Source organism: Alienimonas sp. DA493 (assembly GCF_043951915.1).
GTDB lineage: Bacteria > Planctomycetota > Planctomycetia > Planctomycetales > Planctomycetaceae > Alienimonas.
Genome location: NZ_JBINJD010000160.1, coordinates 1 through 11,613 on the forward strand (window position 1 = coordinate 1; position 11,613 = coordinate 11,613).

Consider the following 11,613-nt stretch of genomic DNA (forward strand, 5'->3'; position numbering starts at 1 on the left):
CTCGTTCAGCCCGGCCTCGTTTGCGGCGCCGCGGGGGCGGGGCCATAACGAACCGGCTCGCCCCCGCTTCAAGAAGGTCCGTCGATGCCGTCGTTCGCCCTCCTGCTGGCCGCCCTCGCGGCGCCGGGTCCCCCGGAACTCGGATTTGAAGCGGTCGCCCCCCAGCACGGGGCCGACGCCGCCTTCGTTTATAAAACCGCCGAGGACGCGAAGGCCGGCGGCACGGTCGACCTCAAACTGCACCTCTTTCTGCCGGAGGGGACCGGCGAACGCCCGACGGACGCCGCCCGGCCGGCGGTCGTCTTTTATTTCGGCGGCGGCTGGCGGGGCGGGAGCGCCGCCCACTTCGCCGGTCAGGCGAAGCATCTGGCGGAGCGCGGGATGGTCGCGGCGGTCGCCGAGTATCGCACGAACCGCCAGCACGGGACCAGCCCGGTCGAGTGCGTGCAGGACGCCCGGGCCGCCCTGCATGCCCTGCGGTCCCGAGCGGAGCAATACGGCGTCGATCCGAGCCGCGTCGCCGCCGGCGGGGGCAGCGCCGGCGGGCACCTCGCCGCCTGCTGCGGCGTGATTGCGTCCTTCCCCGGCGACCCGGGGGGGTTTGAAACCGCGGACGCCCTCGCCCTGTTCAACCCCGGCGTGATCTGCGCCCCGTACACGGCCCCGGACGGCGCCCAGGCCACGCTGGACGGCTGGATGGCCGGCCTGCTGCCGAAGGGCGGGGACGAACGGCTCTCGCCGATCCACCACGTCGACGCCGGCGACCCGCCGACGATCGTCTTCCACGGCGAACAGGATACCACCGTGCCGGCCCGCTCCGTGGAATTGTTCTGCGAGGCCCTCCGCCGCGACGGCGTGCGGGCGGAACTCGCCCTGTTCCCGGGCGCCGTACACGGCTTCTTCAACAAAGGCCGCGGCGACGACCGGGCCTACCGCACCACGTTGCGGCTGACGGACGCGTTCTTCACCTCGCTCGGCTGGCTGCCCGAACCGGCCCCGGCGGCGGACGCCGGGGGGACAAACGGCGGGGAGGCGAAGTACACCCTCACCGGCGCCCCGCCCGCCGAGCCGGCCGACTGACCGCGGCTCAGTCGGCCGACGGGCTTTCCGCCTTCGGGTCGAACGGCAGGTCCTGCGGCGGGGAGGGGGCCCGGCGGGTCGCGTTCGACGGGCGGTCGAGCGTGTCGCCCAGCTTGTCCGCCCCGTCCGGGGTATCCCCGCCGGTGGAGAGCACGAACTGACCGACGCTCGGCCCCTCCGCCGGCGACCCCGCCGGCAAGGTCGAAACGTCGACGTTGCGGGCCGGGTTGCCGTCCGCGGTGAACTGGGCCCGGTCCAGCGGGAGCCAGCGGGGCACGCTGGCCCCGGCGCCGCCGTCCGGGTCGATCGGCGCCCAGACCCAGCCGGGGCCGAACGCCGCCTCCCGACGCTGGGTGAGGCTCACGCCGTTGCGGCGGAAGTCCTCCACGAAGGTGTAGAGGCTCCGCAGCCGCTCGTATTCGCCGGCCTCGGTGGGGGTGAGGGTGGAGAACGTCGCCATCTTCCGCCACGGGCCGGGGCTCTCCTCGCCCTGCGCGTGCCGGGAGAAGTACCCGGTGTAGGCCGTGCGGCCGGCGATCGGGGCGCCGCTCTCGTCGCGGTCGACGGAGGCGACGACGAGGAACCGGCAGACGTCCCCGATCTCCCAGTCGGCGGCGTCGGTTTTCAAAAAGCACTGCCCGCCGGTGCCCTCCCCGCCGAAGCGTTTCACGATCGACTCCTCCCCCTTGGACCGCAGTTCGACGCGGCGGTCCTCCGGCACGAGGTCCGGGTTCTGCCCGGCCGGCGGCTCCCACACGCTGAACAGGGCCAACTTTTCGCCGTTCGCTAATTCCTGCACCCCGAAGTACCCGCGGTTCCACCCGCCGGCCATGAAGTAGGTGCCGGGGGCGCTCTGGCGGACGGTCATCTCCTGATAGAACGCCTCCGCCGGCGGCGCCGGCAACCGCAGGTGCACGGAGCGGCAGGCCCTGCCGGCCAGGCGTTCGTCCGCGGGGGCGGCGGGCGGCAGGGTCGCGGCGAGGGCGGCGACGAAGGCGGTCGACGCGACGAGCAGACGGGGAACGGGAATCATTCGGGAACCGGCGGGAAGGCGGGGCTGGGGAAGGAGCGACACCTTACCGGCCGACGGCGGACCGGCGGGCGCATAGAATGGCGCCGTTCGCCTTCGAAAGGACCGTTTCATGACCGCCCCGCTGTTCTCCGCCTTCCGTCTGCCGGCCCTTTCCGCCGCGGCGCTCGCTGCCGCGGCGCTGGGCTGGGCGACCGCCGCCTCGGCCGTCCAGCCCCCCGCCCCGGCCGCCGACGCCGCGGGGGCCGAGCCGGAACGGGAGGGCCGCGCCTCCGCGATCTTCGCCGGCGGGTGCTTCTGGTGCATGGAATCCCCGTTCGACAAGCTCGACGGCGTGATCTCCACGACCAGCGGCTACACCGCCGGGCGGTTGGAGAACCCGACCTACTATCAGGTCACCACCGGCCGCACCGGCCACGCGGAGGCGATCCAGGTCGTCTACGACCCGTCCAAGGTCAGCTACGAAACGCTGCTCCAGGTGTTCTGGCGGAACATCGACCCGTTCCAGAAGAACCGGCAGTTCGTGGACCGCGGCAATCAGTACCGCACCGGGATTTATTACGCCCCGGACCAGAAGGCCGCCGCGGAGGCGTCGCTGAAAGAGGTCGAAAAACGCTTCGACCGCAAGGTCGCCACCGAACTCGAACCCGCCGGGCCGTTCTACGAGGCCGAGGAGTACCACCAGAACTTCTATGTGACGAACCCCGCCCGCTATAACAGCTACGCCGCCGCCTGCGGCCGCGTGCCCGGCCTCAAAAAGCTCTGGGGCGAGGAGGCCGGCGGGGTGCAGATCATCAAAGAGCACAACGCCCGGGCCGCCGGGTCGCCCTCCGCCGAATAACTGAGGCGTCGAGCCGCCGCTTGCGGTTTCGCGGGGCCCGAGGGTTCTTCGTCCCCGCGAAGCCGCAAGCGGTCGCTCGGTCGACGATCTCCGGACCGGCCCCCTCGCCGTCGGCTCACCACCCCGGCAGGTAGACCCGCACCGGGCGGTAGCGGTCCACGAACGTCGGCACCACGCCCTGCACCCGGTCGAACACGAACGGCGGCGGGCCGAAGGCGGGAGCGCCGTAGGCCGGACCGCCGGCCGGCGGGGCGACGGGCGTCGGCGGCGGGTACTCGCCGGTGAGGAATTTCATCGCCGCGGCGTGCCGGTAGCCGGGGTTCGCCCGGTGCTCCGCGAGGCTGAACGGCACGGCGTGGTACGCCGCCCGGTACTCGTCCCGCGTGACCCGCGGGACGATCCGCGTCCCGGCGACGGGCGTGCGGCGGACGGAGGGCTCCTCCTCGAAGCCGTCGTCCTCGGGGGCCTCCAGGGCGGCGTCCGGCACCGGTTTGTCCGGCGTTTCCTCTTCCTGCAATGCGACCCGGCGGGGGACGCGGGGGGTGATCGTGCCGGGGGCGTCGGCCGGCCGGTTCCGGTCGGCGCCGGCGGCGGAGACGGGGCTGAACGCCCACATCGCCCCGGTCCCCAACAGGCCGAGGCCGACGATTTGGAACGGGCGGAGCGACATGACGACGGGGCGTGCGGCAGGGGGAACGTTCGACGGAACCGGCCCAACCTACGCAGCCGGCGCCCCCGTTCGGCAGGGGCCGGGGGGACGCCGCGGTTGTCGGCGGGCGTCCGCGGCCGCACACTCCCGCCCGACCGCCCCGACCCGCGCGACCGGCCCGGGATTCCCCGGCCGCCCGCCGGTTTCGGCCCGCATCGCCCGCTTTCGTTCGTCCGCCCCGCCCCGTCGTGACCGCCGCCGTGCCCGATTCCGCCCCCTCCCCCGCCCCCGCGACCGGTTCCGCAGGCGGCTCCGGCAAAGCGTGGGGCGGCCGGTTCGCCGGCGGGACGGACCCGCGGGTGGAGACCTTCACCGAGAGCATCTCCTTCGACGCTCGCCTCGCCCCGCACGACGTCGCCGGCTCCAAGGCCCACGCGACGATGCTCGCTGAAAACGGCCTGCTGACCGCCGAGGAACGCGACGCCATCCACAAGGGGTTGGACGAGGTCCTCGCGGAGATTAACGCCGGCACGTTCCCGTTCCGCACGGAGCTGGAGGACGTGCACATGCACATCGAGTCGGCGCTCACCGAGAAAATCGGCGACGCCGGCCGCAAGCTGCACACCGCCCGCAGCCGGAACGATCAGGTCTCCACGGACCTCAAGCTGTTCGTGCGGGAGGCCTGCGATCGGCTGGACGAATTGTTGGCCGACGTGCAGCGGGCCTTCGTCGGCCGGTGCGAACAGGATTTGGACGTCGTCATTCCCGGCTACACCCACCTGCAACGGGCGATGCCGGTGTCGGCGGCCCACAGTTGGCTCTGCTGGGTCGAGAAACTGAACCGGGACCGCGGCCGCGTCCGGGACTGTCGGGCCCGGTTGAACGAAAGCCCGCTGGGCGCCGCGGCGCTGGCCGGCACCACGCTGCCGATCGACCGCGACCGCACCGCCGAGCTATTAGGGTTCGACCGCCCGGCGGCCAACAGCCTCGATATTTCCAGCGACCGGGATTTCCTGCTGGAGTATCTGTTCGCCCTCTCCGTCACCGCGACGCACCTCTCGCAGTGGGCGGAGGAGTGGATCGTCTGGTTCAGCACGGAGTTCGGCTTCCTCAGCCTGCCGGACGCCTATACGACCGGCTCCAGCATCATGCCGCAAAAGCGGAACCCGGACGTGCCGGAACTCATCCGCGGCAAAAGCGCCCGGGTCGTCGGGGCCCTGATGCAGGCCCTCGTTTTGTTGAAGGGTCTGCCCACGGCTTATAACCGGGACCTGCAGGAGGACAAGCTGGCCCTGTTCGACGCCCACGACACGGTCGTCGCCTGCCTCGAATTGATGCCGCCGATCGTGGCCGGGGCGACGTTGAACGTGGAGCGGATCGACAGCCGCCTGGAGGACGGCTTCCTCGACGCGACCGCCCTGATGGAGCACGCCATCCGGGCCGGCGTGCCGATGCGGACCGCCCACGGGGTGATCGGCAAACTGGTCGCCCTCTGCGAGAAAACCGGCCGCCGCCTGGCCGACCTGAGCGACGAAGAGTTCGCCGAGGCCGACGAACGCCTCGTCGCCGGCGGCAGCGACGAATTGCGCTCCGTGCTGGGAGCGAAGAACGCCGCGGCGGCCCTGAAAAGCTACGGCGGCGGCGGCCGCGAGCAGGTCGCCGCCCAGGCCGAGCGGTGGCGCGACCAACTGGGGATGAACGACTGACGCCCCGCCGGCCGCTCAGCGGCTGCGGGAGTTCACGACGAACTCGTCTTCGAACAGCGGCTGGTCGTTGCGGGTCGCCCGCACGGTCCAGCGGCCGGCGTCCACGCGCTCCGGCAGGGGCAGTTCGTAGGACCACCAGCCGTAGCGGATGTCGTCGGTGGTGTAGGTCTGCGTCGCCGCCGACCGCCCCCGCGGGTCGAGCACGTCGAACGTGAGCCGGTCGCCCTTCTTGAACCCGAACAGCCGCGCCCAGACCCGCACGGTGCGATCGGGACCGCCGGCCGGGCCGCGGGAGGCGAACGACACGGCGTCGGTCGGCCGCTCGCGGATCGATTCCTCCGTCAATTCCTGATGGGTCACGCCGTGGTCCAGCACGCCGGCCATCTCGGCGGCGTAGGGCAGCGGGTCCTTCCACCACCGCTCCGGGTCCTCCAGCGTGGCGACGAGCGTGCCGCCGCGGTGGGCGATCTGCTGGGGGTTCGCCCCTTCCGTTTTATAGACCTCGAAATGTAGATGCGGGTCGGAGGAGCGGCCGGAGCTGCCGACCTCGGCGATCTTCTGCCCGGCCGTCACGCGGTCGCCGGGCTGGACCAGAATTGAGTCCTTCCTGAGGTGCAGATACGCCGTGCGGACGCCGCCGGGATGGTCGATCCGCACGAGATTCGGCGGCGTCTTCGGACGGTTGCCGGGCTCGTCCGGATCGCCGGCGTTGCGGTCCGGGTGGCCGTCGACGGCGTCGACCACGGTGCCGGCGGCCGCGGCGAACACGGGCACCCCGCGGTCCATCGCGGGGAAGTGGGCGAGGGTGTAGTCGATCCCCTCGTGAAAGTCGTACGTGTAATTCCCGCCGCGGGCGTCGCGCACGCCGCGGAACTTCGGGTCCACGTCGACGTAATTCACGATCGCCCAGTCCTTCCAAGGCTCCCCGCCGATCGGCAGCACGAACTTCTCCGCCGGCGGCCGGGCGGCGGGAGAGGAATCGGCGGGGGACGGGGCGGCGGGGGAGGCATCGGCGGGCGGCTCCTCCGGCGGCCCGCCGGACGCCGCGGCGGCGCCCAGACAGGCGCCCGCGAACAGCAACGGGGCGAAACGGCGGGGTGGAAACATCGCGGGGCCGAGCGAAACCGGGGAGGAGCCCCTGAGCGTCCGCCGCCCGGCGGTCGGCGTCAAACCTCGGCCCCGCCCGCCGGGGGAGCGGGCGAACCGGCGGCGGCGGCGACGGGTCCGATTCGTCATGGCGTCCGCCCGCACCCTCCGCAAAGCCTCCAAGCACGAGCGCAGCGCCGCCGAGCGCGCCGCCCGGTTCGCTCCCGCTCCGGACGCCGGTTTTGCCCCGAACCGCGGCGCCCTGCGGCCGAAGCTGGGGCGGGTCGGGGTGTGGGAGGCGGACCGAAACGCCGGCCGGGCCGCGGCGGACCTCGCCGCCCGGCGGACGCTGTGGGAGTTGTTCGCCCCGCCGCCCCCGCCGCTGGTGCCCGTGTCGGTGCGGCCGGCGGGCGCCGTTGAGGCGGAGGAACGGCCGAGCGAACCGGTCGACCGCCTGCTCGCCCGGCTGCGAGGGCACGCGGCGATCCTCGACGACCCCGCGGCCCTCGCCGCGGCGGTCACGGCCGCGCTGGGCGTGCCCGGCGGGCCGTCGGCGGACGCCAACTGCCGAGCGGTTCACGCCCTCTGCGGCGCCGCCGGCGGGGCGCTCGACCCGGCCGCCCTGCTCTGCTTCGCCCCGTTCTGGGTGCGGGAGCCGGCGGCGTTCGTCCCCCCGCCGGCCGACGTTCCCGTCGAACCGCGGGACCTCGGGCCGGCGGTCGTGGCCCACCTGTTCGGGCGGTATCCGATCCCGGCGGTCCTCGCCCCGGCGTTCGCCCGCTCCCCGCTGGAGGAGCCGGGCGGGGCGAAGTGGCTGCGGTGGGCGGTCGCCCTCGGGGCCGGCGCCGGGCTGCGGGCGGCGGGGCGGGCGCTGGGGCCGACATACGGCTGGGACGCCCCCGGCCGGTTCCAGTTCCTCTTTGAGCAGGAAAGCCGCGAACAGGAGGGCGCCCGGCTCGGTCGCTGCCCCGGCGGGCCCTTGGCGGCGGCGATCCGGGCGGAGGTCCGCCGCACCGTCGGCGACGACCCGGCCCGTTGCGACCGGATCGCCCAACGCCTGCTGAGTCTGCGGTTCTACCGGCTCGACCCGACGGCGCTTCCGCGGGACGCACGGGCGGCCGCCCGGCGGGCGTTCTGGGCGGCGACGGTCGGCTGGCTGGCGACGCACGGGGCGGCCTTGAGCGACCCGGACGCCCGCGACGTGCTGGCCTGGGCCGCGGAACGGTTCGAGGCGTGCGGCTTTGGCGGGCCGACGGGGTTCGTGTGGCGGCGGCGCTCGGCGGCGGGGGCCCTCGCCGCGGTCCGGGAGGCCGCCGCGCGGGCCGCCGCCGCGGAGGCGGAGCGGTTGGCCGCCGAGCGCCGCGCCCGGGAGGCGGCCCGGGACGCCGCCCGCCGGCTCGCCCGTCGCCGCCGGGAGGAGACCCGTCAGGCCGAGGCCCGCCGCGAGCGCGTCCGTCGCTCCGCTCCGCCGTCGCTGCGGTGGGAGCCGCGAGGATGGGACTGGGAGTGGAAGTCGCGGGGGTCGTGGTGGGTGATCACGGAGCTGACGTCCTCCGAGGCCCTGTTCGAGGAGGGGCGCGAGATGAAGCACTGCGCCGCCGGCTACGCCTCCCTGTGCCGGGCGGGTCAGAGCGCGGTGTTCGGCGTGACGCTCAACGGCAAACGGCGGCTGACCGTGGAGGTCGAACCGGGGACCGGCAAGCTGGTGCAGGTTCGCGGCCCCGGCAACCGGGGCCCCACCCCGGAGGAGGCCGCGGTGATCTCCAAGTGGCGCCGCCGGCAACTCCGCCGCCGGGCGATCCGCCGACACGGCTGACCGGTCCCCGCGACGTTTGCCGCGTCGCCGCGGCCGCGTTCCACTGCGGCGTCGTTCCCCGCCCGGAGCCCCGCCGTGCCCGCCGCCCAGATGTTCCTCCAGGGGCGGCGTCTCGCCCCGACGTTCGACTTCGGCTGCCTGCGATTCGAGGGGGCCGACCGCGTGGCGCTGGACGACGGCTTCTGGTCCGTCGACGACGCCGAGGGCTCGCTGCGGCTCTCGGCCAGCTACCCGCCGGATTCGCCCTGGCGGGGGTCCGCCCTCGTCACCTTCTACATGTACCGGCTGCCCGCCGGCCGGGAGGAGTTCGAGGAGACGGCGGAGCGGTTCCGCAAGGACGCGCGGGAGCCGGTCGACGTACCGGGCGTCGGGCCGTTCGCCGACGACGTGCTGCAACCCCTCGCCCTGCCGGACGGCTGGACGCACGACCGCTTCGCCCGCGGCGGCCGGGACCTGTTCCACGTCTATCGGGGCGACTCGCTGGGGCTGATGATCCGCTGGTCCTGCCAGAGCGGGGACGTCTCCGGCCACCCGCTGTTGAGCGGCCTCGCCCCGGCCGTGCGGCTCGTCCCCAACCGGTGGGCGACCGATCCGCCGGAGATCCACGACGCCCCGGACGCGGACGCCCCCGAGGCGTGGGGCGATGCGGAGGAGGACGACTTCGAACCCGCGATCGATCTGCGGGCCGAGGCGGAGGACTTCCGGGCGTTCCTGAAAAAGCGGCTGGCGGAGTTTGACCCGGCGGACAACTTCGGCCCCGGCGAGGAGGGCCCGGTCACGCTGACGACCGTGGGGGCCGACGCCGGCCAGGGCGGGTGGATCGCGGTCGTGTTCGACACCCGCCCGAACGCGCGGCCCGACGGCAAGTGGACGCTGTACCTCGACGAGGGCACGACGCTGGACCGCGCGCACTGGACCGACTGCTGGGAGCGGCTGTGCGAAGACGAGGAGGTCGTCGTGACGGAACTCGACGGCGCGACGACGGCGGAGACCGACCCCGACGCCCTCAGCGCACGGCTGGGCCGCATGCTGGCGGGCGTGGTCGCCGAGGAACGCGCCGCCCTGCCCGACGGCGTGCCGGACGCGCGGGAGGCGTGGAGCGTCGAGGACTTCGACGGGGGCTGGGCGTACTTCGGCCCGTACGGGAACGATCTGTAGCCCGCCGGGCGGCCTTCACCCGACCAGCCGCTCCAGCGCCGCGTCCAGCGCCGCCGCCCGGGTCGGCCAGTGGTAGCGGGCGGCTCGATCGCGGGCGGCGGCGGAGCGGTTCCTCCACGCCCGTTCGCACCCCGCGGCCAGCTGGGCCAGCGCGTCGGCGACGCCGGCGGGGGCGTTGTCGTGAAAGATCGCCGCCTCGCCCCACACCTCCGGGTAGGCCAGCGCCCGGGGGACGACCGGCACGCAGCCGGCCGCGGCGGCCTCCGCGACGGCCAGCCCGAAAAACTCGTGCCCGGCCGTGGAGACGACCGCGTCCGCCGCCCGCAGTTCCGCCTCGTACTCAGCACGGCTCTTCAGGAAACCCCACCGCCGCACCCGCGGGCCCAGCCGCTCCCGGGCGGCGGCGAAGCAGGCCGGGACGGCGGCGTAACGCTCGCCCAGCACGCTGACCTCGAACGGCACGCCGCGTTCCCTCAATAAATCAAGGGCGGCGAAGAACGTCTCCGGCCGTTTGTCGTGCTCCCACCGGCTGACCCACACGAGCCGCATCGGCCCGGGTTCCCGCTTTGGTTCTCGCTCCGGCGGCCCCGTCGGCGGCGGTTCGATCCCCGGCGGCAGCACGGCGGCCTTCGCCTCGATCCGGGCGGCGGCGTCCCGCGGCGGGGCGTCCGGCAGGCGACCGCACAGCCGCTCCGCCGCCGCCAGGAACGCGTCCCGGTGGAAGGCGGAGTTGAACCAGACGGCCTCCGCCGACAGGGCCGCCGTCAGGTTCGTGAAGGCGAAGTGCTCGTCCCGCCGCGCGGCCTCGGCGGGGCGGTCGGCGACCGGGTAGGTGAGCTGGTTCTCGTGAAAATAGACCGCCGCGGGCAGCGCCGCGGCCCAACGGGGGGCGAGGCCGCGGAACGCCGCTAAATCCAGCATATCCGTGCACCACAGGGCCGACGGGCGGTCGACGAGGTCGCTCCAGGGTTCCTCCCGCAGACGGTCGGCGAAGGTCACGGCGGCGCCGCGCATCCGCCACTTCCACAACCGCCCCGGCAGCGTGAGGCGAGCGAAGCGGTGTCGGCCGTGCCGCTGCCAGCCGTCCAGAAAGGCCGCGTGGCTGCCGGCGTGAAAGGGCGAGAGGGCGAGGGCGTGCACGGCCCGATTGTCCGCCCTCCCGCCGCGACCGCGACGGTCCGGGGCTCCGCCACCGGGGGAGAACGGTCCGCGCATCGCGTAGGCTGCGGAGACGCATTCGTTTTCTCCCCGTCATGGAGCCTCGCATGACCGTCGCCCCGCTCGCCCTGCTGCTCTGTTCGTTGCTGCCCGCCGACGCCCCGGCAGACGCCCCGGAGGTTTCCTTCGAGCGGTGGCAGTCGAATATCGACCGCTTTCAAACCGCGGTCGAGAAACTCGGCGAACGGGACCGCACACTCTACGAAGCCGGCGGCCCGCCGGAGGGGGCGGTGTTGCTGGCGGGGTCCTCCTCCGTGCGGCTGTGGATGGAGGGCGACGTGGAGGAGGACATGGCCCCGATCCCGGTCGTCGCCCGCGGCTACGGCGGGGCCCGGTTCAGCGACTTCGCCTACTACGCCGACCGCCTGTTCGCCCCGCACCTCACGCCGGGCGAGCCGGGGGCGAACGTGGCCGCGATCGCCCTGTTCGTGGCGAACGACATCACCGGCGGAGCCGAGGCCGAGCCGGGCGATCAAACCCCCGAGGGCGCCGCGAAATACGTCCGGCACATCATCGCCACCGCCCAGGCGATGGACGCCGACGTGCCGATCGTGTTGATCGCCGTCACCCCGACCTCCTCCCGTTGGAAGGCCTGGCCGCGGATCAACGCCTTCAACGAGAAGATGAAAGAAATCGCCGCCGCGGACGACAACGTTTATTACCTCGACACCACAGCGGCCTATCTGAAGGAAGACGGCACGCCGAACGACGCCCTGTTCCGCGGCGACCGGCTGCATCTGAACGACGCCGGCTACGCGGTGTGGGCGGAGCAGATTAAAGCCGGATTGAAGCCGGTTTTGAACGCGGAGAAGTAAGCGGCCGATCCTTTACTAACCCGAAGCGTCAGCGAGAGACGCGGGCCTCGCCCGCCTCCGCTGCGCGGACGGCTTTCGCTGACGCTTCGGGTTGGTGTCGAGACCGCACTGAAGTGGGCCGGGGGGGGGGGGGGGGGGGGGGGGGGGGGGGGGGGGGGGGGGGGGGGGGGGGGGGGGGGGGGGGGGGGGGGGGGGGGGGGGGGGGGGGGGGGGG

10 protein-coding genes are annotated in these 11,613 nt (G+C 73.7%); 6 read left to right on the forward strand and 4 right to left on the reverse strand.

The genetic code is table 11. The features are described 5' to 3' along the window. The first annotated feature begins 84 nt into the window (after positions 1 to 84). The gene (locus tag ACG2DA_RS18650) at positions 85 to 1,080 is read left to right on the forward strand and encodes an alpha/beta hydrolase (protein WP_395257618.1); all 996 of its coding nucleotides are present in this window, start codon (positions 85 to 87) and stop codon (positions 1,078 to 1,080) included. A gap of 7 nt (positions 1,081 to 1,087) precedes the next feature. Here the strand turns inward: ACG2DA_RS18650 and ACG2DA_RS18655 are convergent, their stop codons facing one another. Beyond that, positions 1,088 to 2,113, reverse strand: a complete 1,026-nt coding sequence (locus ACG2DA_RS18655) for a DUF3472 domain-containing protein (protein ID WP_395257620.1) — start codon at positions 2,111 to 2,113, stop codon at positions 1,088 to 1,090. Between the two features lie 109 nt (positions 2,114 to 2,222). On the opposite strand from ACG2DA_RS18655, the gene msrA reads away from it, so the two are divergent. Beyond that, positions 2,223 to 2,951 (forward strand): peptide-methionine (S)-S-oxide reductase MsrA, encoded by a 729-nt coding sequence (gene msrA / locus ACG2DA_RS18660; RefSeq protein ID WP_395257622.1) that lies wholly within the window; start codon positions 2,223 to 2,225, stop codon positions 2,949 to 2,951. 115 nt (positions 2,952 to 3,066) lie between these two features. Here msrA and ACG2DA_RS18665 read toward each other — a convergent pair whose 3' ends face one another. After that, positions 3,067 to 3,621, reverse strand: coding sequence for a hypothetical protein (locus ACG2DA_RS18665; RefSeq protein WP_395257624.1), 555 nt, complete (start codon positions 3,619 to 3,621; stop codon positions 3,067 to 3,069). 239 nt (positions 3,622 to 3,860) lie between these two features. Here ACG2DA_RS18665 and argH point away from each other — a divergent pair, with 239 nt between their 5' ends. Further along, positions 3,861 to 5,306 (forward strand): argininosuccinate lyase, encoded by a 1,446-nt coding sequence (gene argH, locus ACG2DA_RS18670; protein ID WP_395257626.1) that lies wholly within the window; start codon positions 3,861 to 3,863, stop codon positions 5,304 to 5,306. 15 nt (positions 5,307 to 5,321) lie between these two features. Here argH and ACG2DA_RS18675 read toward each other — a convergent pair whose 3' ends face one another. Next, positions 5,322 to 6,413 carry a peptidoglycan DD-metalloendopeptidase family protein gene (locus ACG2DA_RS18675; protein ID WP_395257628.1) on the reverse strand — a complete coding sequence of 364 codons (1,092 nt, stop codon included), beginning with the start codon at positions 6,411 to 6,413 and terminating at the stop codon, positions 5,322 to 5,324. A gap of 127 nt (positions 6,414 to 6,540) precedes the next feature. On the opposite strand from ACG2DA_RS18675, the gene ACG2DA_RS18680 reads away from it, so the two are divergent. Both ACG2DA_RS18680 and ACG2DA_RS18685 read left to right on the forward strand, forming a co-directional pair. Then, entirely contained in the window at positions 6,541 to 8,208 is a 1,668-nt protein-coding gene (locus tag ACG2DA_RS18680) for a PcfJ domain-containing protein (RefSeq protein ID WP_395257630.1), read from the forward strand. A 75-nt stretch (positions 8,209 to 8,283) separates the two neighbouring features. After that, entirely contained in the window at positions 8,284 to 9,366 is a 1,083-nt protein-coding gene (locus ACG2DA_RS18685; protein WP_395257632.1) for a hypothetical protein, read from the forward strand. Positions 9,367 to 9,381: 15 nt separating this feature from the next. Here ACG2DA_RS18685 and ACG2DA_RS18690 read toward each other — a convergent pair whose 3' ends face one another. Then, a complete protein-coding gene (locus ACG2DA_RS18690) occupies positions 9,382 to 10,506 on the reverse strand; it encodes a DUF3524 domain-containing protein (RefSeq protein WP_395257634.1) in 1,125 nt (374 codons plus the stop codon). A 125-nt stretch (positions 10,507 to 10,631) separates the two neighbouring features. On the opposite strand from ACG2DA_RS18690, the gene ACG2DA_RS18695 reads away from it, so the two are divergent. Further along, a complete protein-coding gene (locus ACG2DA_RS18695) occupies positions 10,632 to 11,399 on the forward strand; it encodes a GDSL-type esterase/lipase family protein (protein WP_395257636.1) in 768 nt (255 codons plus the stop codon). Positions 11,400 to 11,613 lie beyond the last annotated feature (214 nt).

What these genes read in the sequence shown, in the direction of transcription:
- ACG2DA_RS18675 (WP_395257628.1), bottom strand. Translation starts at nt 6,413, where the DNA reads ATGTTTCCACCCCGCCGTTTCGCCCCGTTGCTGTTCGCGGGCGCCTGT.
- ACG2DA_RS18650 (WP_395257618.1), top strand. Translation starts at nt 85, where the DNA reads ATGCCGTCGTTCGCCCTCCTGCTGGCCGCCCTCGCGGCGCCGGGTCCC.
- ACG2DA_RS18680 (WP_395257630.1), top strand. Translation starts at nt 6,541, where the DNA reads ATGGCGTCCGCCCGCACCCTCCGCAAAGCCTCCAAGCACGAGCGCAGC.
- ACG2DA_RS18695 (WP_395257636.1), top strand. Translation starts at nt 10,632, where the DNA reads ATGACCGTCGCCCCGCTCGCCCTGCTGCTCTGTTCGTTGCTGCCCGCC.
- ACG2DA_RS18655 (WP_395257620.1), bottom strand. Translation starts at nt 2,113, where the DNA reads ATGATTCCCGTTCCCCGTCTGCTCGTCGCGTCGACCGCCTTCGTCGCC.
- msrA (WP_395257622.1), top strand. Translation starts at nt 2,223, where the DNA reads ATGACCGCCCCGCTGTTCTCCGCCTTCCGTCTGCCGGCCCTTTCCGCC.
- ACG2DA_RS18665 (WP_395257624.1), bottom strand. Translation starts at nt 3,621, where the DNA reads ATGTCGCTCCGCCCGTTCCAAATCGTCGGCCTCGGCCTGTTGGGGACC.